This window comes from Rhizobium sp. BK316 (assembly GCF_014193695.1).
Lineage (GTDB): Bacteria > Pseudomonadota > Alphaproteobacteria > Rhizobiales > Rhizobiaceae > Rhizobium.
The window spans coordinates 387,104-411,193 of sequence record NZ_JACHZR010000001.1 but is presented as its reverse complement, the minus strand read 5'-3'; the positions used below and the strand labels follow the sequence as shown (position 1 = coordinate 411,193).

Annotated in this window: 19 protein-coding genes and 2 pseudogenes; 7 read left to right on the top strand and 14 right to left on the bottom strand. The window is 60.1% G+C overall.

Annotation, left to right across the window (positions count from 1 at the left end):
• Positions 1–63: 63 nt before the first annotated feature.
• The 3 genes and pseudogenes from FHT87_RS01790 to FHT87_RS01780 form a co-directional block, all read right to left on the bottom strand.
• On the bottom strand, positions 64–1,062 hold the full coding sequence (locus tag FHT87_RS01790; RefSeq protein ID WP_183733286.1) for a TRAP transporter substrate-binding protein: 999 nt from the start codon (positions 1,060–1,062) through the stop codon (positions 64–66).
• A gap of 17 nt (positions 1,063–1,079) precedes the next feature.
• Positions 1,080–2,909: a TRAP transporter large permease subunit gene (locus FHT87_RS01785; protein WP_183799020.1), complete on the bottom strand. Its 1,830-nt coding sequence runs from the start codon at positions 2,907–2,909 to the stop codon at positions 1,080–1,082.
• A gap of 24 nt (positions 2,910–2,933) precedes the next feature.
• Positions 2,934–3,167: pseudogene (locus FHT87_RS01780) on the bottom strand (alkanesulfonate monooxygenase); the annotation flags it as partial.
• A gap of 178 nt (positions 3,168–3,345) precedes the next feature.
• On the opposite strand from FHT87_RS01780, the pseudogene FHT87_RS01775 reads away from it, so the two are divergent.
• Positions 3,346–3,528 (top strand): annotated as a pseudogene (locus FHT87_RS01775) (glutathione binding-like protein); the annotation flags it as partial.
• A gap of 24 nt (positions 3,529–3,552) precedes the next feature.
• On the opposite strand, the gene FHT87_RS01770 reads toward FHT87_RS01775, so the two are convergent.
• The 6 genes from FHT87_RS01770 to FHT87_RS01745 all read right to left on the bottom strand — a co-directional run bounded on the left by FHT87_RS01770 (position 3,553) and on the right by FHT87_RS01745 (position 12,853).
• Positions 3,553–3,984 (bottom strand): hypothetical protein, encoded by a 432-nt coding sequence (locus tag FHT87_RS01770; RefSeq protein WP_183733291.1) that lies wholly within the window; start codon positions 3,982–3,984, stop codon positions 3,553–3,555.
• A gap of 123 nt (positions 3,985–4,107) precedes the next feature.
• The gene (locus tag FHT87_RS01765; protein ID WP_183733294.1) at positions 4,108–5,673 is read right to left on the bottom strand and encodes a SpoVR family protein; all 1,566 of its coding nucleotides are present in this window, start codon (positions 5,671–5,673) and stop codon (positions 4,108–4,110) included.
• Positions 5,670–6,947: a YeaH/YhbH family protein gene (locus tag FHT87_RS01760; RefSeq protein ID WP_183733297.1), complete on the bottom strand. Its 1,278-nt coding sequence runs from the start codon at positions 6,945–6,947 to the stop codon at positions 5,670–5,672. The genes FHT87_RS01765 and FHT87_RS01760 overlap by 4 nt, the downstream gene beginning before the upstream one ends.
• A 37-nt stretch (positions 6,948–6,984) precedes the next feature.
• On the bottom strand, positions 6,985–8,928 hold the full coding sequence (locus FHT87_RS01755) for a PrkA family serine protein kinase (protein ID WP_183799017.1): 1,944 nt from the start codon (positions 8,926–8,928) through the stop codon (positions 6,985–6,987).
• Positions 8,929–9,608: 680 nt separating this feature from the next.
• A complete protein-coding gene (locus FHT87_RS01750) occupies positions 9,609–10,976 on the bottom strand; it encodes a sigma-54 dependent transcriptional regulator (RefSeq protein ID WP_183799014.1) in 1,368 nt (455 codons plus the stop codon).
• On the bottom strand, positions 10,973–12,853 hold the full coding sequence (locus FHT87_RS01745; RefSeq protein WP_183799011.1) for a sensor histidine kinase: 1,881 nt from the start codon (positions 12,851–12,853) through the stop codon (positions 10,973–10,975). The genes FHT87_RS01750 and FHT87_RS01745 overlap by 4 nt, the downstream gene beginning before the upstream one ends.
• Before the next feature lie 208 nt (positions 12,854–13,061).
• On the opposite strand from FHT87_RS01745, the gene FHT87_RS01740 reads away from it, so the two are divergent.
• Positions 13,062–14,396, top strand: a complete 1,335-nt coding sequence (locus FHT87_RS01740) for a dicarboxylate/amino acid:cation symporter (protein ID WP_183799008.1) — start codon at positions 13,062–13,064, stop codon at positions 14,394–14,396.
• A 101-nt stretch (positions 14,397–14,497) separates the two neighbouring features.
• Here the strand turns inward: FHT87_RS01740 and ugpC are convergent, their stop codons facing one another.
• From ugpC to FHT87_RS01720, 4 genes are all read right to left on the bottom strand, one after another.
• Entirely contained in the window at positions 14,498–15,571 is a 1,074-nt protein-coding gene (ugpC, locus tag FHT87_RS01735) for a sn-glycerol-3-phosphate ABC transporter ATP-binding protein UgpC (RefSeq protein ID WP_183733313.1), read from the bottom strand.
• A 24-nt stretch (positions 15,572–15,595) separates the two neighbouring features.
• A complete protein-coding gene (locus FHT87_RS01730) occupies positions 15,596–16,444 on the bottom strand; it encodes a carbohydrate ABC transporter permease (protein ID WP_183733316.1) in 849 nt (282 codons plus the stop codon).
• Positions 16,437–17,375 carry a sugar ABC transporter permease gene (locus FHT87_RS01725; protein WP_183799005.1) on the bottom strand — a complete coding sequence of 313 codons (939 nt, stop codon included), beginning with the start codon at positions 17,373–17,375 and terminating at the stop codon, positions 16,437–16,439. Before FHT87_RS01725 ends, FHT87_RS01730 begins: the two co-directional genes overlap by 8 nt.
• 78 nt (positions 17,376–17,453) lie before the next feature.
• Positions 17,454–18,758 (bottom strand): extracellular solute-binding protein, encoded by a 1,305-nt coding sequence (locus FHT87_RS01720; protein WP_183799002.1) that lies wholly within the window; start codon positions 18,756–18,758, stop codon positions 17,454–17,456.
• A gap of 204 nt (positions 18,759–18,962) precedes the next feature.
• Between FHT87_RS01720 and FHT87_RS01715 the strand changes: the two genes are divergently transcribed.
• The 5 genes from FHT87_RS01715 (at position 18,963) to FHT87_RS01695 (ending at position 22,590) form a co-directional block, all read left to right on the top strand.
• Positions 18,963–20,162 (top strand): ROK family transcriptional regulator, encoded by a 1,200-nt coding sequence (locus FHT87_RS01715; RefSeq protein ID WP_183733325.1) that lies wholly within the window; start codon positions 18,963–18,965, stop codon positions 20,160–20,162.
• Between the two features lie 29 nt (positions 20,163–20,191).
• Positions 20,192–21,295 (top strand): Gfo/Idh/MocA family oxidoreductase, encoded by a 1,104-nt coding sequence (locus FHT87_RS01710; protein ID WP_183800969.1) that lies wholly within the window; start codon positions 20,192–20,194, stop codon positions 21,293–21,295.
• A 19-nt stretch (positions 21,296–21,314) separates the two neighbouring features.
• On the top strand, positions 21,315–21,956 hold the full coding sequence (locus FHT87_RS01705; protein WP_183798999.1) for a ThuA domain-containing protein: 642 nt from the start codon (positions 21,315–21,317) through the stop codon (positions 21,954–21,956).
• A 133-nt stretch (positions 21,957–22,089) separates the two neighbouring features.
• A complete protein-coding gene (locus FHT87_RS01700; RefSeq protein WP_183733333.1) occupies positions 22,090–22,242 on the top strand; it encodes a hypothetical protein in 153 nt (50 codons plus the stop codon).
• Positions 22,243–22,260: 18 nt separating this feature from the next.
• Positions 22,261–22,590 (top strand): DUF6665 family protein, encoded by a 330-nt coding sequence (locus FHT87_RS01695; RefSeq protein WP_183798996.1) that lies wholly within the window; start codon positions 22,261–22,263, stop codon positions 22,588–22,590.
• Between the two features lie 92 nt (positions 22,591–22,682).
• Here the strand turns inward: FHT87_RS01695 and FHT87_RS01690 are convergent, their stop codons facing one another.
• Positions 22,683–24,011 (bottom strand): LLM class flavin-dependent oxidoreductase, encoded by a 1,329-nt coding sequence (locus FHT87_RS01690; protein ID WP_183798993.1) that lies wholly within the window; start codon positions 24,009–24,011, stop codon positions 22,683–22,685.
• Between the last annotated feature and the right edge of the window lie 79 nt (positions 24,012–24,090).

Sequence of the window (24,090 nt, the reverse complement as noted above, 5' to 3'; positions counted from 1 at the left end):
GGTGGGCAAGGCTGGCTGGTAGGCAAGGCTGACTGGCGGGCCAGCCTTGCGGTCAAAGTTTCTTCAGGCCGACTGGACGGCCTTGATGCGGTCCAGCCCGCCGACGATGGGAGCGAAATCGTCCCAAACGCTCTTGGCACCCTTCTGCCATTCCTCGAAGGCTTCCGGCTTCAACAGCTTGCCGCCGTTCTTCAGCGAGACTTCGACGGATGCCGCCTCGTCATCGACGATCAGCTGGTTGAAATAGGCTGCACCTTCGCTGGACGCCTGCTGGAAGACGGTCTTCTGCTCATCGTTGAGGCCGCCCCAGAAGGTCGAGGAATAATAGATGATGCCTGACGCCCAGATGTGGCCGGTCTCGGTCATGTAGGGTACGACCTCGTAGAGCTTGAAGCCGGCATAGGCGGACTTGGTGAGATCCATGGCATCGGCAACACCGGTTGCCAGCGAATTATAGGTTTCGGTGATCGGGATGCCGATCGGCGTCGTGCCCAAGGCGCTCCAGAGCTTGGTGTGCAGCGGGCTCTGAATAACGCGGATGCGCTTGCCTTTGAGCTGTTCCGGGCGCGTCACCGGCTCCTTGGTCAGGAGATGACGGGCGCCATAATTGATGAAATCGCCGACGACGAAATTCTGCGCCTGCAGCTTATCCCTCAGATCGGCGCCGATATCGCTGCTGACGGTACGGCGCACATGATCGGCATCGCGGAACAGGAAGGGAAGATCGAGGATCTGCAGTTCCGGCGCCCAGCCGGAGAGCGATGAGACCGTCGAAAGGCTGGCGTGGATGGAGCCAAGCCGAACGCCCTCTGCCACTTCCTTTTCGCCGCCGAGCGCGCCGTTCTTGACGATGTTGAATTTGAACTGGCCGGGCAGCTTGGCTTCGACCAGCTCGCTGATCTTCACCCAGATCTTGGTCTCCGGCTTGTCGTCGCCGAGGAGCGAGGCGATGGTGATCGTCGTCGTACGGGCGGACGCCGTGCGAACGAAGGCCGGTGCGGCAAGGGCAGTGCCGGCAATCGCGGCGGTCTTCAGGAAATTGCGTCGGTTGAGATTGTCCATGAATGAGGTCCTGTCGGTTAGAAGAGGATCGCCCAGGCGCAAAGGATTGCGAGCGAGACGAGAAGGGCAAGCAGATAGGGAACGACCGCCCTGAAGAGGGCGGAGGCTGGAATACGGGTCACGCCGCTGACGACGAAGATCAGCATGCCGAGAGGTGGTGTCAGGCCGTGAATCATCAGGTTGACCACGATGATGACGCCGAAATGGATGGGATCGATGCCGGCGGCGACGGCGGCTGGCAGCAGGATCGGCCCGAACAGCAGGATCGCAGCGCCGATATCGAGAACCAGCCCGACGACGAGCAGAATGATGTTGGAGAGCAGGATCACGGCGAGAGCACTTCCGCCAAGCGCCATCATCAGGTTGGAGATCAGGCCTGAGACATCATCGACGGCGAGCAGGAAGGCAAAGGGGCCGGCCGTGCCGATTAGCAGGCCGATCGCCGCAGCCTCGATAGCCGCCTGCCGGAAGGCGGCGTAGAGCGAGAGGACGCCAAGCCGCGCGTCGATGCCGAGCAGGAAGGTGTAAAAGGCGGCAAGTGCCGCAGCCTCCGTCGTCGTGACGATGCCGATGCGGATGCCGACCACGACGATGACACCGAGACCGAAGGCCGGGATCGCCTGGATGGCCGACTGCCAGCGCTGCGCTGCCGTGGCGCGCGGCAACGGTGCCTGATCGCGGACAGTCAGATGAATGGCAACGGCAAGGCAGATGGCCATGAGCCCGCCGGCAAAGAAGCCGCCGACCAACAGGGAGCCTACCGAAAGATTGGTGGCGGTCGCCAGAATCAGGAAGGCGATCGACGGCGGGATGACGTTGTCGAGCACCGAGGTTGCCGCGATGATCGCCGCAGCCTTTGCCGGCGGATAACCGTGGCGGACGAGTTCCGGCTGGAAGGTCGAGGCGCCGAAGGCGGCATTGGCAACCGAAGAGCCGGAGGCACCGGAAAAGAGCACACTGGTCAATAGCGTCGTTTGGGCAAGTCCGGCGCGACGATGGCCGACCATGGCAGCAGCGAAGCGAACAAGCTGGTTCGCGACGCCCGATGCCGTCAACAATCCGCCGGCGAGCAGGAAGAAGGGTATGGCGAGCAGCAGGAATTTCGAGATGCCCGTGACGGTCGAAGAGACGATCGCCGGTTCTGGCAGGCTGCTGCCGAAGGCGATAGCGATATAGGCGGCGGCCAGGAAGGCGTGCGGCAGCGGGGCGGCGAGGACCAGGCCGATTGCCGCCATCAGGCCAAGAAAGATACTGGGCGGCCAGTCAAGCTCGATGGTGAGCAGCGGAATACCGGCATAGAGTGCCACCCCTGTCGCGAAGGAGACCAGGACCGGCAACGCCTTCCCTTCAGCGATGCGCTGCAGCAGAAGGACGATGAGGATCAGCGCGCCGCCGGCGCCGAGGAAACCGAAGCGGATCCATTCCGGCACGCCGAGCGTTGGGGACATGCCGCCAAGCATGGTCATGATCTCGCTGCCGCCGAAGCTCAGGATCAAGCCGGACAACACGGTAAAAACATCGGCTGCGATCTGCGTTGCCGGACGCAGCTGCTCCGGCAGCATGTTGACGAAGACATCGAGACGCATGGCGAGAGCACTGTTGAGGCTAAGTGGCGCACCGAGCGCGATCAGGAGCACATGCAGCCAGATGCCGAGATCTTCCGCACCAATGAAGCCTGCCGCAAAGAAGTAGCGCATGCAGACCGTGACCAGTACCATGACGAGCAACACGGCAAGCACAGACGCAGCTGCCATGCCGAGCACGGCTTCGATCGCCCTCAGAATGCGGGCTGCGAGCCCGGCGACTCTTGCCTCCTGTTCAGCTTGATGAAATTCGCTTGCTGCCACTGAACTTGCTTTCTTGCCGTGTTGTCAGGCGCTCTTGACGGTCGAGAGGTCGCGATCGAAGAGCGTCGACCAGGTGTAGTTGCGCGCCTTCGACACTTCCCTGCTGACGTCGAGACGCGGCAAAACCTTTTCGCCGAAACGATAGGCTTCCTCAAGCAGCGGCATGCCGGAAAGAATGAACGTTTCGACACCGGCCTTCTGATAGGCCTCCAGCGTGCGCAGCACGGTATCGGGGGAGCCGACGATTGCCATGCCGGGGCTTTGTCGCGACATCGAGCGCCTTGTCGGAGGAGCCACCGACCTCACCGGCCGTTTCGGCATGGCAAAACTGCCGGTCGATGAAGTGATGTTCGACTGACCGTCCCATGATCGATTTCTATACCTGGATCACACCCAACGGCCTGAAGGTCTCGATCGCGCTCGAGGAATTCGGTGCGACTATTCCATCGCCGATATGGCCGTCTGGCCCTGGGTTTCGCGTTTTATGCGCCACAAGATCGATCTCAGCGACTTCCCGAATGTCTGCCGTTGGTATCTGCAGCTTGCCGCCCGGCCGCAGGTGAAGCGCGGCTACGACGTGCCGCACTTCACCGGCCCGGTTCTGCTGCCCGGTCTCTAGTCGCCAAAATTGTGTGGCCGCAGCCTATCGCGTGAAAAGCAGCCGCATGCGTGCCAGGATACCCTTCGCACCTGGCATGGAGGCTGCCCTCAGATGGCGGGCGACGACACCTGCATCGACCTGTGCTCCAAAATGGCAGGAGCAGACGAGCCCGTGCAGCTGCCGATCGTTAAGATCGAAAAAGCTCTGGGCGTCCCCATAGGTATCGCCCTCGAGACCTGCGGCACGCAGAACCGGATCGGCATAGGCTACGGATATGGGCGACCCGGCGATCCTCATCATCACCCGCTGGTCACGGGGCAGATATTCGGTTTCTCGAAGGGTAACGAGCGAACGCGCGGGATCGCTTTCCAGGAGCTCCGCCCACCGGTCCAAGCGCTCGGCGCGAGACAGTTGTGGAGTGGTGCGGCTGACCCTGGCTATAGCTTTGAGCTGATCGACTGCGTATTGTTCCATAGCGGCCTCCTATTCGGAAAAATAGACTGCACGCCCCCATCAGAAGGTTGACCCCAACTGCGCTGCCTGTCCAATCACGTTTGAAGAATCACGTCTCTTGAATGCAGGCAGGTTCCCGCCCACTCAGGCGAATTCGCTTTGTCGCGAAAAGCTACGTGGATGGGCGACGTGCTTCCGCACGATACTGTCCTTGCTGTCGAGCTCTTCCAGAAGAACGTCATAGCTCCAGAGATCGGCAAGGTGCTGCAGAACGAGCTTCAGGTCGTCCTCTTCCAGGAACTCGTCATTGGTGGCCCGGTGCTGCAGCAGCAGTCTGCGGTCGCCGGCGAGATCGACATCGACGATCTCGATCGCCGGATCGGTATGGCCTATGTCGTAGTCGCGTGAGAGTTGCCGGCGGATGCGCCGATAACCGCGCTCGTCATGGATTGCCGAAACCAGAATACCCTCCTCAATCTCCGGATCGTCGTGGAGCTGGAACATGCGCCACTGCCGCATGAGGCGTGGGCTGAGGAACTGGCTGACGAAACTCTCGTCGCGGTAATTGGCCCAGATATCGCGCAGGACAGCCATGGCATCGCCTCGTCCGGCGATATCAGGAAACCACTCGCGATCCTCGTCTGTGGGCTCCTTCACGATGCGTTCGATATCCTGCATCATCGCAAAACCCAGCGCATAGGGATTGAAGCCGGAAAAGCGACGGTCGTCGAACATGGGCTGGAAAACGACGTTCGTGTGCGATTTCAGAAACTCGAAATAGCTGCCGTCGCTGATCTGTCCGCGCTCATGCAGACGCTTCATGATGTTGTAGTGGACGTAGGTGGCGGTTCCCTCGTTCATCACCTTGGTCTGGCGCTGGGGATGAAAATATTGGGCGACGTGGCGGACGATGCGCAAGATCTCGCGCTGCCAGGAATGGAGCCGGGGCGCCGATTTTTCGAGGAAGTAGAGGATATTGTCCTGCGGTAAACCGAGTGCGGCTCGTCTGTGCTCCAGATCGCGGTCCGACTTGTTGCGCTTCTGACCGACAGGCACCGTCCGCCAGAGATCGTTGAAGATCTTCTCTTCATGGGCGCGGCGTTCCTGCTGCCGTTTTTCCTCCTGCCTCAGGTCCACCTGCGTCTTGCCGGCATAGCGGTGTACGCCGTGCGACATCAGCGCATGGGCAGCATCCAGCGTTCGCTCGACGGCTACCTCTCCATAGCGTTCCTCGCAGCGGGAAATATAACCCTTGGCGAAGTCGAGATAATCGAGGATGCCCTCTGCATCGGTCCACAGCTTGAAAAGGTAGTTGTTCTTGAAGAAGTGGTTGTGGCCGAAGGCGGCATGCGCAATGACCAGCGTCTGCATAGTCGCTGTATTCTCCTCCATCAGGTAGGAGATGCAGGGCGAGCTGTTGATGACGATCTCATAGGCGAGGTCGCGCATCCCGCGGCGGTAGAATGCTTCGTGGTGGGCAAAGTGCTTGCCGAAGGACCAGTGGCGATAGAAGAGCGGCATGCCGGTCGAAGAATAGGCATCGAGCATCTGTTCCGACGTGATGACCTCGATCTGGTTCGGATAGACATCCAGTCCCAGTTCTCCAAGCGCGATGTCCTCACAGGCGTCATGAATGCGCTGCAAGGCCGGGAAATCCCAATCAGCGCCTTCAAACAACAGCTTTCCCTTATGCCCTGTGCTGGCTTTCATGGCGTTGCCCCCGCTTTGGCGGTCTTCTTCTGAAACAGATCGTGGAAGACTGGAAATATCTCGTTCCTGCGGCAGACCTTGCGCATGGCAAGGGGAAGTCCCTCGGAGCGGATCTCATCATAAAGCGTCCAGAGCGGTGACCGGGAGATCGAGGAGTCCCCGCCTTCCTCTCCAACCTCGATATAGGCGAAATACTGGCAGACCGGCAGGATTTCCTGCTGCAGCAGCTGGCCGGTCAAAGTGCCGTCGGAATAGGAATTGTCGCCATCCGAAGCCTGGGCCGCATAGATGTTCCACTCCGTCGGATCGAAGCGCGCAGCAACGATCGAACGCATGGCGGCCAGCGCGCTGGAGACCAGGGTTCCGCCTGTCGCCGGGCTGTAGAAGAAGGTCTCCTCGTCGACTTCCTCCGCCTTCTCCGTATGGCGGATGAAGACGATCTCGACCTTTTCATAGCGTTGCGACAGGAAGAGATAGAGCAGCAGGTAAAAGCGCTTGGCGAGATCCTTCATATGTTCGCTCATGGAGCCGGAAACGTCCATGAGGCAGAACATCACCGCCTTGACGACAGGTTTCGGCGTGTTTTCGAAGCGCCGGTAGCGCACGTCGAGAGGATCGATATAGGGAATGCGCTTGCTCTTGGTCGTCAGCGTCCTCAGCTTCTCCTCAAGAACCAGACGCTCTTCCTCGCTGTCGCATTCGTCGATCTGCTCCTGAAGCGCTTCGATTTCCTCCGCTTTCGGGCGGTGAAGCGCAAGACGCCGCATCATGGCAAGGCGGGTCGTGCGTCCAACGGCGATGTTGGAGGGGGAGCCGGAAACGGAGAAGCCGGCCCGTTGCGGCGTCACCTCCTCGGTCTCGCTCAGCCTGCGTTTGGCGAGGTCGGGCAATTCCAGATCTTCGAGGAAGATATTGAGAAATTCCTTCCGGGTGAGCACGAAACGGAAGCCATCCTCGCCATCGCCTTCTCCTGCCTCCTTCGACCGGCCACGGCCCGATGCCGGTGGCCGCTTGATAAAATCGCCCTCGACGAATTCCTGATTGCCTGGAAGGATGCGGTCCTGAATTCCGCCTCCGCCCCGGTGGAAGCCCGGTTCGGCCATGCCGCCGATCGGAAGAGTGACTTCGCCGCCATCAAGCACATCGCGGATGGAGCGGTTCTGCAAAGATTGTTTTACCGCCTGCTCCACGGCGTCCTTGGCACGCCGTAGAAACCTTTGTCGATTTTCCAAACTTTTACCGCGCGGATTGAGCCGCCGGTCTATGATGTGCATGTTTGCTCCTACATGGGTACTCGCTCGGACAGCCTACCTAACTCGCCTGCTTGACGCGCATGTACCATTCCACCAGCCGGCGAACCTGCCGTTCCGTGTAGCCCCGCGCCACCATGCGCGAGACGAATTCGCTGTGTTTCTTTTCGGTCTCACTATCCTTCTTCGATCCGAATGAGATGACCGGCAGCAGATCCTCGACCTGCGAGAACATCCGCTTTTCGATCACTTCCCGGATCTTTTCGTAACTCGTCCAGGAAGGATTCTTGCCGCCATTGGCAGCACGCGACCTGAGCGAAAACTTGACGATCTCGTTGCGGAAATCCTTGGGATTGGCGATGCCCGCAGGCTTTTCGATCTTCGTCAGTTCCTGGTTCAGAAGTTCGCGGTCGAGCATCTGACCGGTATCCGGGTCCTTGAAATCGACGTCCTCGATCCAGGCATCGGCATAATCCACATAACGGTCGAACAGGTTTTGACCGTAGTCGGAATAGGATTCCAGATAGGCCTTCTGGATCTCGTTGCCAATGAATTCCGCATAACGCGGCGCCAACTCTGCCTTGATAAACTCCATGTAGCGTTTTTCCGTCTCCTCGGAAAACTGCTCGCGGCGGATGGCCTGTTCCAGGTCATACATCAGATGAACGGGATCGGCTCCGATATCCGTCGCGTCGTGGTTGAAGGTCGACGCAAGAACCTTGAACGCGAAACGTGTCGATATTCCGTCCATGCCTTCATCGACGCCAGCGGCATCGCGATATTCCTGCACGCTCCTGGCGCGCGGATCGGTTTCCTTCAGACTTTCGCCGTCATAGGCGCGCATCTTGGAGAAGAGATTGGAATTCTCATGCTTGCGAAGCCGTGACAGGACGGAGAAGCGAGCCAGCATTTCCAGGGTTGCCGGCGCACAGGCCGCATCCGCAAGTTCCGATCCTTCGATCAGCTTTTCATAGATCTTCTGTTCCTCCGTGACCCTGAGGCAATAGGGAACCTTGATGACGCAGATACGGTCGATAAAGGCTTCATTGTTCCTGTTGGCCTTGAAGCTCTGCCATTCCGCTTCGTTCGAATGGGCAAGGATGATGCCCATGAAGGGAATCGCACCGATATTCTCGGTGCCCATATAGTTGCCTTCCTGAGTCGCCGTCAGCAGCGGATGCAGCATCTTGATCGGCGCCTTGAACATCTCGACGAATTCCAGCACGCCCTGGTTGGCGCGGTTGAGCCCACCGGAATAGCTGTAGGCATCGGGATCGTTCTGCGAATAGTGCTCAAGCTTGCGAATATCGACCTTGCCGACCAGTGATGAGACATCCTGGTTGTTCTCGTCACCCGGTTCGGTCTTGGAAATCGCGATCTGGCGCAGTCTCGATGGCTGGATTCGCACCACGCGGAAGCGAGAGATATCGCCGTCGAATTCATCAAGGCGCTTGAGGCACCATGGGCTCATGAGGCCGCTGAGGCGGCGGGTCGGAATGCCGTATTGCTCAAGCAACAACGGCCCCATGGTCAGGGGATCGAAGAGATTGAGGGGGCTTTCGAAGACCGGGCTCAAGTCGTCGCCGGCTTTCAGGACATAGATCGGATTGACCTCCATCAGCTGCTTCAAGCGTTCCGCGAGCGAGGACTTACCACCGCCGACCGGGCCGAGCAGGTAGAGGATCTGCTTACGCTCTTCGAGGCCTTGGGCCGCATGCCGGAAAAAGGAAACGATGCGTTCGATCGTCTCTTCCATACCGAAAAACCCTGAAAAGGCCGGGTAGGTTCGAATGGTTCTGTTCATGAACACCCGACCGCGCCGCGAATCCTTGGCTGTGTCGACGATCTCAGGCTCGCCGATTGCCGCCAGCAGCCGCTCGGTGGCATTGGCATAGGCCATCGGATCCTCCTTGCACAAAGCAAGATAATCCGCGATAGACATATCCGTCTCGCGGCGAGACTCGTAGTTACGGGTGAACGCATCAAATAGGGAGTTGTTCAGCATAGGCCCTCCTATAAAGGTCTGCCTCAGCGATTTTCGCCTTCGCTAAGTAAGATGGTGCGCCAATGTTCTGAAAGATCAAGATCCTCAAGGGCGGAAATAAGACATGGCTGGCATTCCGGCATCGCTACACAAAAAAGTGCACGCAACCCACCGAATTGATCCTCGAAAATTGACAGTCTCTATAGCTTTGCGGCAGCGCCGGGAGTATCATTCGCGCGCGGTTTTGAAGAGAGCGCCGCGCACCTTCACGCCAACGACGCGAACATGTGCTGGTGCCGATTAAGGGTTATCTGATTCGTTGGAGCGAGGATTTCTCGCCGTCCGTATTCGAGATGTGCCTCCAAGAGACCTCCGCGAGTGAAGCAATGCCTGATCGAAAACAGGCCGGCAACTCAACCCACGCGATTAAGGCTCCGGATTTTCCGAAATTCCGAGCCCGAGCGGATCCGCAACGACAAAGCTTGCCGGCGCATTTCCTGCAGAAGCGGTGAATGCGCCAGCCCTGTACGTTCCAGGCCAGTGCAATTGACAATCCAGTCGACCGGGAGAGCGATCGTCTCACGGCTTCCCCTCCTGCGGTATTCGATACCGATCCTGTCGCCGGCATCGCTGAGCGTTTTGAAATAACCGGCATGGAAATTGACGATGCCCTGGTGCCGCGGTTGCTCGAACCGGTCATCTCAACTATCCGCCTTCGAAGGGCTGAAAGCGGCCCGCTCGATGCCGTGACGCTGCAGCTTGTCATAAAAGGTTTTGCGCGGGATCCCGAGTGTTTCGATGGTCCGGCGCACGTCGCCTTCGTTGCGGGTCAGCGTCTCGCGGATGATATCGGCCTCGTAGCGGTCGATCCTCGCCGGCAGAGGAAGGGAGGCCTCTTTGTCCTCCGTCCCGTTCTGCTTCGATTCCTCCGACATGATTTCGAGGCCAAGCACGAAGCGCTCGGCGAAATGCGAGAGCTCGCGTACGTTGCCCGGCCAGTCATGGCTTTTCAAGTGGCGGTAAAGTTCAGGTGAAGCCGAGCGAACGGGGCGCTTAAAGCGGTTGGCAGCGCGTTCTGTGAAATGGGCGAAAAGAAGCGGGATGTCATCTCGTCGGTCGCGGAGCGGCGGGATACTGATCGTCACCACATTGAGGCGATAGTAAAGATCCTCGCGAAAATCGCCACGCTCGCGCGGATCGGCGAGATCGATCTTGGCGGCGGCCACGACACGCAGGTCGACGGGCCGCACTTCGTTGGTGCCGAGCGGCATGACTTCACGCATTTCCAGGACGCGCAGCATCTGCACCTGTGCGGAGGCCGGCATGCTTTCGATCTCGTCGAGAAACAGCGTTCCGCCGCTCGAATGCTCGATGCGGCCGACACGCCTCTTCTGCGCGCCGGTAAAGGCGCCGGCCTCATGGCCGAAGAGTTCGCTCTCGATCACCGTTTCCGGCAAGGCGCCGCAGTTCAGGGCGACGAAATTTCCCTTGGCGCGACGGCTCCAGCGGTGCAGCAGGCTTGCCACAACTTCCTTGCCGCTGCCGGTCTCGCCGGTCACCAGCACGTCGACATCGGTATCGGCGATCTGCCGAAGTGTCCGCCGCAGGCGTTCCATGGCCGGCGTCTGGCCAATCAGCGGCAGATCGCCCTGCGCCTGTTCGGCAGCCTCGCGCAGCGATCGGTTGTCCAGCACGAGCCGGCGCTTTTCCACTGCCCGATGCACGCTCTGCACCAGCCGCTCGGCTGCGAAAGGTTTGGTGATGAAGTCATAGGCTCCGTCCTGGATTGCCTTGACGGCCATCGGAATATCCCCGTGCCCGGTGATCAGGATCACCGGAAGGTCCTCATCCAGCCGTCGGATGCGGTCGAAGAGCTGCAATCCGTCGATCTGCGGCATGCGAATATCCGAGACCACGACCCCGGAAAATTCTGACTTGAGTGCCTTCAGCGCTTCTGCGGCGGTAGAAAAGGTCGAGACCTCAAAGCCGGCAAGCTCCAGCGTCTGCTTCGTCGCCTTCAGGAGATCCTTGTCGTCATCGATAAGGAAGACCGGGATCATGTCAATCATGCCTGTGCTTTCTGCAAATAGACGGTAAAGCAGGTGCCGCTCTCATTGCTCTCGACCTCGATACGACCGCCATAGTCGGCAATAATATCCTTGGAGATGACAAGCCCGAGGCCGAGGCCCTTTTCCTTCGAGGTGTTGAAAGGAGAAAAGAGCGAACCGAGAATATCTTTCGATATGCCGGGACCGTTATCGGCGACAGTCACGGCCACCTCGCTGTCAGCCTCGTCGCAGAAGATGTCCACCTTTGCTCCGTCCCTGCCCTCGAGCGCTTCCAGCGCATTCTGGAAGAGATTGATTAGTACCTGCTCCAAGCGAATGCGGTTTCCGCTCACCTTCAGATCGGGGGATGGCAACGTGATATTCAACGCATCCAGCCGACCGGCAAAGCGGCTTCGCAGCAGCACGACAGCCCCTTCGATCACGGCACGCAGTTCCACCGGTTCGGCTGCAGTGCGGCCCTTGCGGGCGAAGGCCTTCAGTTCCTCGGTGATCGTGCCGATACGTTCCGTCAGGCCGGCAATGGCATCGAGATTGTCATCAGCCGATTGCGGCTGCTGGCGTTTGAGGAAGGTGCGGGCATTGTCGGCATAGGCGCGGATGGTCGCCACCGGCTGGTTGATCTCATGCGCCACACCGGCGGCGACCTGGCCAAGGATCGCCAGTCGGTTTGCCTGCACGAGTTCCTGCTGCACCACCTGCAGCCTTGCCTCGGTCGCGCGATGATCGGATATCTCCTCCTGCAGCCGGTCGCGAGCACGGCTCAGGTCCTCGGTCCGCTCCAGCACCCGGCGCTCCAGCAGCTCACGCGCAGCGCGTTCGGCTGCAATACGCATGACGACGATTTGGCGGCGGCGCAGCAGGAAGGTCATGATTGCCAACACCGGAAGGAGCCCGGCCAGTGTCAGCAGCCGCCACTCGCGCACGGAAGAGGCAATGGGCACCTCGGTCGGCACGAGATATTCCAGTTGCCAGGATGTCGACGGCACCTCCGTGCGTAATCGCAGGAACTCGCCTTCCCCGCCGCCGCCCGGCAGGATGGCGTGCACGATCGCGGCTCCTGGCCGCAGCACCTGCCGCTGATCGATCGGCAGAGGCAACAGCGGCGCCTCGCCGAATTGCAGACTGCTCCTGATCGCTGCCAGGTTTTCCTGCGGCAAGGGCGTGGCCGTCATGAAACGCCAGGACGGCAGGCTGGTAATCAGCACGACACCATGCTCGTCGGTGACATAGGCCGGCCGGGCTGCATCGCGCCAGTCGGATTCCAGCTGATCGAATTCCATTTTAACGACGACCACGCCGAGCGGAGCCGCGTCATCCCCCACTCGCCGGGATATATAAAGGCCGGGCCGGTTGCTGACATTGCCGAGCGCGAAATGCTCAGCCGTACCCGTTTCCATCGCGCGGCGGAAATAGTCACGGAAGGAATAGTCATTGCCGACAAAGCTCAGGGGCTCCTGCCAATTGCTGGACGCGATCGCGATGCCATTCTTGCCGGTGACATAGAGAACCGAGGCGCGGGTGCCGGCAACGAGGCTCTGGAGCTTACGGTCAAGCCCCATGACGGCCTCGCCCTGCCCTGAAGCGAGAGCGTCCCGTACCTGTTGATCATCGGCGAGAAGCAGCGGCAGGGCTCGCGGTCCCTCAAGCACGGCACGCAGCAGCGCCACCTTGAGATTGGCGTCTGTCTGCCCCTGGTCCTCCAACGCTGCGATAGCCTGCAGGCGACCATAAATGCCGGCGCCGTAAAGCGCCGTACCGATCAAGATGGCAGCAAGTACGGCAAAGATCAGCCAGACCAACCGGGAGCGCCGGCCGAGCTGTTCGGGCGTCAGGAAACGTTCGGATGCGGTCTTCTGGAGCATGAGGAGATTGTGCATATATTCGCACCGAGAGCAAATCACGTTGTGCGCAAATCCGCACATACCCAACCATGATTGGAAGCGATAGGTAGGAATATCAACGGGTTAAGATCGCAACGGAAACTGGCACGCGTGTTGCAATCCCATGCCTCAACAGTCGGGAGGCTGTTTGACCATCATGACTCGCCCGCTCGCCGCATTGGCGTTCGGCACAGTGGAGGACACTATGGATATTGCTATCAACGCCGCCACACCGCGCGGCAAAACTCCCCTTTACCAGCACCTCTATGTGCAGGTTCTCGCGGCTATCGCCGCCGGCGTTCTGCTTGGCCACTTCTATCCTTCTCTTGGCGCTTCGCTGCAGCCTCTTGGAGATGCCTTCATCAAGCTCGTGCGCATGGTGATCGCGCCCGTCATCTTCCTGACGGTGACAACCGGCATTGCCGGCATGGCCGACCTCAAGAAGTTCGGCCGCGTGGTCGGCAAGGCGCTAGGCTACTTCCTCGTCTTCTCGACGCTGGCGCTCGTCGTCGGCCTCGTCGTCTCAAACGTGCTGCAGCCTGGCGCCGGCATGCATATCGATCCGGCAACGCTGGATACGAAGGCTGTCAACAATTATGCCGCCCAGGCTCATGACGCGACGATCGTCGGCTTCCTGATGAACATCATCCCGGACACGATCGTCGGCGCCTTCGCCAAGGGCGACATCCTGCAGGTGCTGTTCTTCTCCATCGTCTTCGGCATTGCGCTTGGCTCCGTCGGCGAACGCGGCAAGCCGGTGCTGGATTTCTTCCAGGTTCTGACAGCCCCGGTCTTCCGTCTCGTCGCAATCCTGATGAAGTTCGCGCCGATCGGCGCCTTCGGTGCCATGGCGTTTACGATCGGCAAATACGGCATTGGCGCGATCGCCAACCTCGCCTTCCTGATCGGCACCTTCTACCTGACGTCGCTGCTCTTCGTTTTGGTCGTGCTCGGTGCAGTCGCCCGCTACAACGGCTTTTCCATCCTGGCGCTGCTCCGCTATATCAAGGAAGAGCTGCTGCTGGTGCTCGGCACCTCGTCGTCCGAAGCCGCCCTGCCCGGCCTGATGAACAAGATGGAACGCGCCGGGTGCAAGCGCTCGGTCGTCGGCCTCGTCATTCCGACCGGCTATTCCTTCAATCTCGACGGCACCAACATCTACATGACATTGGCAGCCCTCTTCATCGCCCAGGCGACGGATACGCATCTGAGCTTCGGCGATCAAATCCTGCTGCTGCTCGTGGCCATGCTGAGTTCCAAGGGTGCCGCCGGCATTACCGGCGCCGGCTTCATCACGCTTGCCGCAACACTCTCGGTCGTCCCCTCGGTTCCGATCGCCGGGATGGCGCTCATCCTCGGCATCGACCGCTTCATGTCGGAATGCCGCGCGCTGACCAACCTCGTCGGCAATGCGGTTGCCACGATCGTCGTTGCCCGCTGGGAAAACGAACTCGACCAGACCCGCTTTGCCGCCGCAATGAACGGAAATTTGCGCGACGACAGCGATCTCCTGGTACCGATCGCACAGCCTGCAGAATAAGCGCTGACAAAATAAATCCGCCGCCAATCACGGGATTGGCGGCGGATTTCATTTGAGATCGATGCTACAGGCCAAAGAAGCCCGCCCGCTATCTCTTAAACTTAGAGCGCCAGACCCGTACCCCGATCGAAAATATGGACCTGCTCGCTGGCAATATTGGCCTCGAAACGGGCGCCGTAGCGGGCGGCATAGTCCCCATCCACCACCGCCGTGACCGGCTGACCGGCCAGATCAAAAACGACATGTGTCTGGGCACCGGTCGGCTCGACAAGCAGGGTCTGCCCGGCAAGCGCATTTCCATCTCTGTTGCCCGGCGTCAGATGCTCGGGGCGCAGGCCGATAGTCACCGCCTGTCCGGGGCGGACTTTGCGGTCGGCAGCAATGCGGATCGCAGTGCCATCCGAAAGACGCGCGGCCGGCTTACCGTCTTCGCCGTCCACCGTGCCGTCGAGCATATTCATCGCCGGCGATCCGATGAACGCTGCGACGAAGAGATTGGCTGGTTTCCTGTAGAGTTCGAGCGGCGTACCCTGTTGCTCCACCCTGCCATGATTGAGCACGACGATGCGGTCGGCAAGCGTCATCGCCTCGATCTGGTCATGCGTGACATAGATCGAGGTGGTCCTGACCTTCTGGTGCAACGTCTTTATTTCCGAGCGCATCTGCACTCGCAGCTTGGCATCGAGGTTGGACAGCGGCTCGTCGAACAGGAAGACGGCAGGATTTCGCACGATGGCGCGGCCCATGGCGACACGCTGGCGCTGGCCGCCGGAAAGCTGGGCCGGCTTGCGGTCGAGAAGCTGGGCGAGATCCAGCATTCGAGCGGCCTCTGCCACGCGCGCCTCGATCTGCGCTTTTGCGACACCGGCGAGCTTCAGATTGAAGCCCATGTTTTCCGCGACAGTCATATGCGGATAGAGCGCGTAGGACTGGAAGACCATGGCGATGTTGCGCTCGCGCGGCGTCATGCTGTTGACGACAGAGCCGCCAATCGCGATCTCGCCGTCGGTGATCTCCTCGAGGCCGGCGATCATCCGCAGAAGGGTCGATTTTCCGCAGCCGGACGGCCCGACGAGGGCGACGAATTCCCCATCCTCGATATCGAGCGAAATGCCGTGAATGACGTCGACGGCACCATAGGCCTTGCGGATATCGTTCAGTGAAACGGATGCCATGATTGCACCTCCAATGGCTCGGGCTCAGGACTTCACGGCGCCGGCGGTCAATCCGGCGATGATGTGCCTTTGGGCGATGAAAAAGACGATGATGGTGGGCAGGATGGTGAGCGTGATGAAGGCCAGCACCAGCTGCCATTCCGTCCCGTATTCGCCGCGATAGACCATGATGCCGAGCGGCCAGGGATATTTGGACTCCGAGTTCAGCATGATCAGCGGCAGGATATAACTGTTCCAGCTGCCGACGAAGGAGATGATGCTGACGGTGGCGACGATCGGTCGGGAAAGCGGCAGCGATATATGCCAGAAGAAGCGCAGATAACCGCAACCATCGACGAACGCCGCCTGGAACAATTCTTCCGGAAGATTGCGGAAATAGTTGCGAAACAAGAGGATGCTCATGCCGAGACCGAAGGCCACCTGCGGCAGCACCACGCCCCAATAGGTGTTCAAAAGCCCAAGATCGCGGATGCGGATGAAGAGCGGCAGGATCGCGGTCGCCGCCGGAAACATCAGACCGAGCAGAAAATAGTTGAGCAGGAAGGACGAGCCGAAGAACCGGACATGGGCAAAGGCAAAAGCCGCCATGGACGAAACGATCAGCGTCAGGAGCACCGTGAGCGCTGCGATGACAAGTGAATTGCCGATCTGCAGCCAGTAGCGCTCGCCGAAGAGAATGTCGGTATAATTCGCCAATTGCCATTCCGTTGGCAGGCCGAAAGGATTGGTGCGCAGGTCGCCCAGCGTCTTGAAGCCGCCGAGCGCGGTCGTCACCAGCGGCACGAGCACGATCGCGGCAATCAGGCTCAGCGACACGTACAGATAGATGCGCGTGGACACGCTCATACGGATGGAAGAGCTTATATCAGTCATGACGCATGAAGATCCTTTTGTAGCCGAAGGCGAGCGTGACGCAGATGATGAAGAGCACCACGCCGACGGCGCTGCCCAAGCCCACCTGCATACGCATGACGCCATAGGTGTAGAGGAAGGTGACCATCGTCTGCGTGGAATTGGACGGCCCGCCGCCCGTCAGCGGCATGATCATGTCGAAGAGCTGCAGCGAGCCGACGACGGCGAAGAAGATCGAAAGGCGCAAGGTTGAGCCGAGCAGCGGCAGCGTGACGTAACGGAATTTCTGCCAGCCGGTGGCGCCGTCGATTTCGGCCGCCTCCAGCACGTTCTTGTCGACGGATTGCAGGCCGGCGATGAACAGCATCATGTGAAAACCGAAATATTTCCAGACGATGACCCCGAGTATCGCATAAATTGCTACGTCCTTGTCGGCGAGCACATAAGGGTTGGCGAAACCGAAGAAATTGGAAACGGCTGCAAACAGGCCGTAATCGCCGTCATAGACGAAACGCCAGATGAGGCCCGCTGCAACATCCGCCAGCACATAGGGCAGGAAGAAGATCAGACGGAAGCCGACAACGCCGGGAATGCGGTGGGCAAGCATCGTCGCCAGCCAGATGGCGAGCGGCACCTGGATGCAGATCGAGATGACGATGATCAGGCCGTTATTGATCAGCGCCTGGGTGAAAGCCGCGTTGCGGAACAGGACCTGGAAATTGCGGAGCGCGATGAATTCGGTCGGCGTGCCGTAGCCGTTCCACTTATAGAGGCTGTACCAGGCCGCCTCGCCCATCGGCATGATGACGAAGAGCGTGAAGAGGAGCAGCGCCGGTGGCAGGAAAAGCAGCAGCACCGTCAGCCGGTCGTGGGCGACCGAGCTCTTCCTATTTGCGGTTCGTCTTGCCAGCCTTACGGCACTCGGTGTTGATAGGACTGATACATTGGCCATGGGTCCTGCTTTCGCATCTCGGCTGCGGTGCCGGCGCTCCGCTTTGGCAGGAGCGCCGGAAGGTTCTGCGGGCGCTGACTATTGCTCCAGTTCGAAAGCGTCCTGGATCATCTGGGCGCCGTCCTTGGAATTCATCTGTCCGGAGACGATTTCCACCGACACGTCGTTAACGACACGGCCGACGGCCGCACCGAGATCCTGGTCGAAGAAATTCTGATGCCAGGTGGCACCAGCAAGCTGTTTTGCCGATTCGGCAAGCAGTGGGTTGACGACGCCATCGTCGGCGCCGGCCGCAACAGGCAGGAGCATACCGGCCTTTGCCATCGTGCGCTCGTTGTCCGCATTCGTCAGGAAAGCGAGGAAATCGATCGCTTCCTTGGAGGCCTTCTTGGTTAAGGCCCAGCCGTTCAGGCCACCGAGCGTATCCGTCGGCTTGCCCGCGCCACCTTCGACCGTCGGAAAGACAAAACGGCCGATATTGTCGGGCGCCAGACCCTTGCCGTCGCCGGAATTCTTGCGCTGGTTGGCCTCGGTCGCTTCGAAGCCGAGGATCATCGCGGCCTTGCCGTCACCGAAGACGCCGAGCGTCTGTGGCCAGGTCGCGCCGAGATAGCCGGGCTGGAAGGGTTCGAGTTTGCCGAGTTCAGCGAGATCGTCGCCGGCCTTGATGATCGCGGGGTCGAGGAAACCTTCGCCCTCGCCCTTCTTGGCGGCTTCGAAGACCTTCTGGCCGCCCTCGCGCATGACGAGATAGCTCCAGTAGAAGTGGATCGGCCACTTCTCGCCACCACCGCCCGCAATCGGCACGATGCCGGCCGCCTTTATCTTTTTCACCGCTTCGAGAAAATCGGTCCAGGTCTTGATGTCTTCGGCCTTGACACCGGCCTTGGCAAACAGCGCCTTGTTGTAGAAGAAGCTGACAAGGCCTACCTTATATGGGATCGCCCAGGTCTTGCCGTCGAAGGTCAGGCCATCCACGGAAGCGGGCGTATAAGCCTTGCGCAATTTGCCGCCATCGGCATCGAGGGCCGGCGTCACATCCTGTAACGCGCCGGTCTCCGACTGCTGCTTCAGGACGCCGCCGCCCCAGCTGAAAAAGAAATCCGGTACGTCGTCGGACTGCAGCAATGTCGGAAGCTTGGCCTTGAACGCCTCGTTTTCGAGGAACTGCATCTGGATGTCGACGTCGGGATGCTGGGCTTCGTATTTCTTGACGATACCTTCCCAGGCCGCGACGTTTTTCGGATCGGTTTCGAGATGCAGCCACTTGACCACCGTCGCCGCCGAAGCAGCCCCTGCCCCGGCCAATAACATGCCGGCTGCCGCAGCCATGGACACGATGCGCCCGCCGCCAAAAGCGGCGCTCTTGGACATAAAATTCATGATTTTCCTCCCAGGGGACCTATCCTCACAATTTTTCCCCTATGCGGAATAATTCAACGGAGCTTTTGCCCAATGTCAAGCCAATCGCTGTATTTTTCATCAAATTCGCTTGACAGGGCTCCGTATTTGCCTGCTATTTATTTCGTAACCCGTTAAAAACATTAGGCGGCTTGCCCCAGCAGACCGATTGCCTGGCTAATTTTTATGAAGACTGCAGACCCCGAATTAATGCGTGCGATCAACCGCTTGAACGTGCTCGACACGATCCGGCGTCACGGTCCGATTTCTCGTATCCAGATCAGCGAGCGTACGGAGCTCTCGACCACGACGGTTTCCGCGATCACCGCTTCGCTGCTCGACGATGGACTGATCCTGCCGCGTCATGAGGGCGATATCCGCAATGAGGCTGTCCGCGGAAGACCCCGCGTGATGCTGGAGCTCAATCCTGATGCCGCCCGTGTGGTCGGCGCCAAGATCGCCGCCAGCCGCATGATCTTCGTCGTCGCCAATTTCCGCGGGGACGTGCTCTCCAGGCTGACACTGCCGATCCGCATCGATCGTCAGCCGATCGCCGTCATTGCCGATCTCGTCGAAGATGGCGTTCGCCGTTGTGTCGTCGATATCGGCTTGTCGCTCGATGATATAGACAGCATCTGCCTGGCACTTCCCGGCGTCATCGAGCACCGCACCGGCTATATCCGCTCAAGCCCGATATTCCGCGAAGTCAATGTTGATTTTGCTAAGGAAATGTCGACCCGCCTATCGACGCCGACGATCATCGAAAGCGACGCGCATGCAATCACGCTTGGCCATCACTGGTTCGGCAAGGCCCGCGACCTCGAAGACATGGTGCTGATCTCACTGGAGCAGACACTCGGCCTGGGCGTGCTTCATGACAACCAGCTTTTCCGCGGCGCCGGCGGCCTCAGCCACAATCTTGGCGACCTCGTTCTCGGCATGGGCCAGCAGGGCGTGGTCCGCCTTTCCAGCCAGGCCGGAGAAAGCGCCATTCTCGGCGACCAGCAGACCGATGGACGTTTTGCCGAGGCGGTGCGTCTCGGCCGCGGCATGACCCATGTACAGGCAATGATCCAGGCCGACGACGACAGGCTGATCGGTGCAGCCGCGCGGGCCGGCGAGGCGGTCGGGCTGACGATCGCCAATATCGTCACGCTGTTTGCACCGCCGCGCGTCATTCTCGTCGGCTCTTCGCTCGCGCTGGGTGAGCCGTTCCTCAACAGCCTGCGGGATGCCTATGCACTGGCCATCCCGCCATCCCTGCAAGGCGTCAGCGAACTCGTTTTCGATGATTCGACCGACGATTTCTGGGCACAGGGTGCAGCGGCCGTCGCGCTCTACGAACTCTATGAATCGCCCTGGAGTACCACCGGGCCAGCGCTCTGACGCGCAAAACCGTATTGTTGGAGGACATGATGGAAAAAGTCGGTATCGGCATCATTGGATGCGGCAATATTTCGGGCGCCTATCTGAAGGCGATGACATCGGCATTTCCGATCCTCGATATCAAGGGACTGGGCGATCTCAATCGCGAACTCGCCGAGGCAAAGGCGGCCGAATTCAATCTTCAGGCCAGGACGGTCGACGAGCTTCTCGCCGACCCGAAGGTCGAGATCATCGTCAACCTGACCATTCCGAAGGCCCATGTCGCCGTCGGCCTGCAAGCGCTGGAAGCCGGAAAGCACACCTATTCAGAAAAGCCACTCGGGATTAATTTCGGAGAAGGGAAAAAATTGGCGGATGCCGCCAAGGCCAAGGGCCTGCGCATCGGCGCGGCTCCCGACACTTTTCTCGGCGGCGGCCATCAGACGGCCCGTACCCTGATCGATGACGGCGTCATCGGTATCCCGGTCGGCGGCACCGCGACCTTCATGTGCCCCGGCCACGAGCGCTGGCATCCCAACCCGGCCTTCTACTATGAAGTCGGCGGCGGCCCGATGCTCGACATGGGTCCCTACTACATCACCGACCTCGTCAATCTGCTGGGACCGGTCGCCAAGGTTGCGGGTTTTGCGGTCACCCCGCGCAATGAGCGCATCATCACCAGCGAGCCGCGCAATGGCGAGCGCATTCCGGTTCATATCCCGACCCATGTGGCCGGCGTGATGGCTTTCGCCAATGGCGCTGTCGTGCAAATTGGCATGAGCTTCGATGTGGCCGGCCACAAGCATGTGCCGCTCGAGGTCTACGGCACCGAGGGTACGCTGATTGTGCCGGATCCGAACCGGTTTGAAGGCCCCGTCGAATATCTGAAGAAGGGCGGTCAGTTCGAGGACCAGCCCGTGACCCTGCCTTATGCCGAGGGCAACTACCGCTCTCTCGGCGTCGCCGATCTCGCCCACGCCATCCGGTCGAACCGGCCGCACCGCGCGAACGGCGATCTGGCGCTGCACGTGCTCGAAGTGATGGAAGCCTTCCAGAAGGCATCCGACACCGGCAGCACGGTGACACTCACCACGACAACGGAGCGTCCTGCTCCGCTTTCTCAATCCCTCGTCGACGGACTGCTCGGCAAGTAATTTTCAGGAGGAATACACGATGCGTGAAGCACTGATCGTCTGGGGCGGCTGGGCAGGCCACGAACCGGAACAATGCGCCGCAATCATCAAGGACATGCTCGAGGAAGACGGCTTCAAGGTCTATGTGGAGCACAGCACGGAGGCGTTCGCCGATCCGTCGATTCACGACCTGAGCCTTATCGTACCCGTCATCACAATGTCGAAGATCGAGAAGGAAGAGGTGAAGAACCTCGCTGCCGCCATCGAAAGCGGCGTTGGCATTGCCGGCTATCACGGCGGCGCCGGCGACAGCTTCCGCGAATCGACTGAGTACCAGTTCATCATCGGTGGCCAGTGGGTTGCCCATCCGGGCAACATCATCAACTACACCGTCAACATCACGCGCCCGGATGACCCGCTGATGGAGGGGATTACCGATTTCCCCTATAATTCCGAGCAGTATTACATGCATGTCGACCCCTCGAACGAGGTGCTGGCAACAACCACCTTCACCGGCGAACATGCCTACTGGATCGATGGCGTAACCATGCCGGTCGTCTGGAAGCGCAAATACGGCAAGGGTCGAGTCTTTTATTCGTCCCTCGGCCATGTCGCCAAGGAATTCGATGTGCCGCAGATGAAGACGATCTTCCGCCGCGGCGCCAACTGGGCGGCTCGCTGACCCGACTTGACCTTGAGCTGCCGGTGTCCACCGGCAGCTCTCACATAAAAGCGCATATTTGGACAGGACACGGGTGCCAAAGCCCGTCGATATGCGTTACTGCTGTGGGAAGAATGAACCGAACAGCAAGACAATGAGCGACAACGTCATCAAGTTTCGCAAGCCGAAGCCTCCGCCGAAAGCACCCAATCCCATGCTCCGCAAGCTGGTGATCATCGCCGTGGTGATTCTCGTGTTTGCCGCCGCCTGGGCCTATTTCCAGGTCACGGGCAGGCCGGCGCCGTAACCAGCGAGGGAAAGTCCAATGAGCGTTCGCCCGCCGCAATCCTTCAGGCAGTCCATTTCGGCCGAAGGCGGGGTGAATGTACTCGAATATGAACTCATGTCGGAGCGGGCGAGTTCGCTCGGGCGCAATGGCCTGAAGGTCGAATCGGCGCTCGCTGCGCTGAAGGCCTGGAATGCCGATCGCCATGGCACCGAGCAGCGCGAGACCCTGGTCAACAACGCCTCCGATGCGGTCTGGGCGCTCTTCGTCCAGCGCGAGATCTGTGGGCTTCGCAACAACAAGGATATTATCCAGCGCTACGCCATTCCCGGCGAAGTGCTGGCAAGGGTCGGTGTTATCAGGAAATAGCCTCCGGTCAGGCAGTCGCCTCCGCATCTCCGCGCGCAGCCCCTCTTCGAAAGTCGCTCTGCCTGATCGTTGCCCGGCCCTGACGGTTTTCTTCAGGCGAAGAAGCGGTTTTCCGGCCGCGGCAAGCCAAGATGTTCTCGCAGCGTCGTGCCCTCATAGTCCCTGCGGAACAGGCCCCGGCGCTGCAATTCCGGAACCAGGCGTGTCGTGACGTCGTCGAGACCCTGCGGCAGGTAAGGGAAGACGACGTTGAAGCCATCCGAACCTTCCTCATCCAGCCAGCGTTCCATCTCGTCGGCAATGCTCTCAGGCGTGCCGACGAAGGCAAGGCCGGAATAGCCGCCATAACGCTGGGCAAGCTGGCGCACAGTCAGGTTTTCCTCCTGCGCCAGCTTGATGACCTGGGCGCGGCCGGTCTTGCTGGCATTGGTATCGGGAATATCATCAGGCAGTGGCGCATCCGGGTCAAAGCCGGAGGCATCATGGCCGAGGGCGATCGAAAGCGATGCGATGGCGCTATCGTAGTGAACGAGGCTATCGAGGGCGAGACGCTTGGCGCGCGCTTCCTCGATGCTGTCGCCGATGACGACGAAGGCGGCGGGCAGCATTTTGAGATGGTCGCGATTGCGGCCGATGGCCTGCATCCGGCCCTTGATATCGGCGTAAAGTGCCTTGCCGCCGTCGAGATCGCGTGGCGAACAGAAGACCACTTCGGCGGTTTCGGCCGCAAGCTGGCGACCCGGGTCCGATTGGCCGGCCTGCACGATGACGGGCCAGCCCTGGACCGGTCGGGCAATGTTCAACGGCCCGCGCACGCTCAACTCCTCGCCCTTGTGGTCAAGCACATGCATTTTGTCGGGATCGAAATAAATGCCGCTGTCGCGATCGCGGATGAAGGCATCGTCGGCGAAGCTGTCCCAGAGGCCGGTGACGACATCATAGAATTCACGCGCGCGCTTGTAGCGCTCACCGTGTTCCACGTGCTCGTCCAGACCGAAATTGAGAGCTGCATCGGGGTTGGAGGTGGTCACGATGTTCCAGGCGGCGCGGCCATTGCTGATGTGATCGAGCGAGGCGAAACGACGGGCGATGTGGTAGGGCTCATCGAAGGTCGTCGATGCCGTCGCAGCGAGCCCGATCCTCTCGGTGACGGCGGCCAGCGCCGAAAGCAGCGTGAACGGCTCGAAGGAGGTCACGGTATGGCTGCGCTTCAGCGCCTCCACCGGCATGTTGAGCACAGCCAGGTGATCGGCCATGAAGAAGGCGTCGAACTTCGCGGCCTCGAGCTTCTGGGCGAAAGACTTGAGATGGGCGAAGTTGAAATTGGCATCCGGATAGGACCCGGGATAGCGCCATGCGCCGGTGTGCAGGCTGACGGGACGCATAAAGGCGCCAAGGCGCAACTGCCGGGAACGGGTCATGTTTTTCCTCATGGATCGGGCGAAGCGGTCGCCTGCCCTCTGCAGAATGCGGATACGGGAATGACGTATCGGTCCAGGG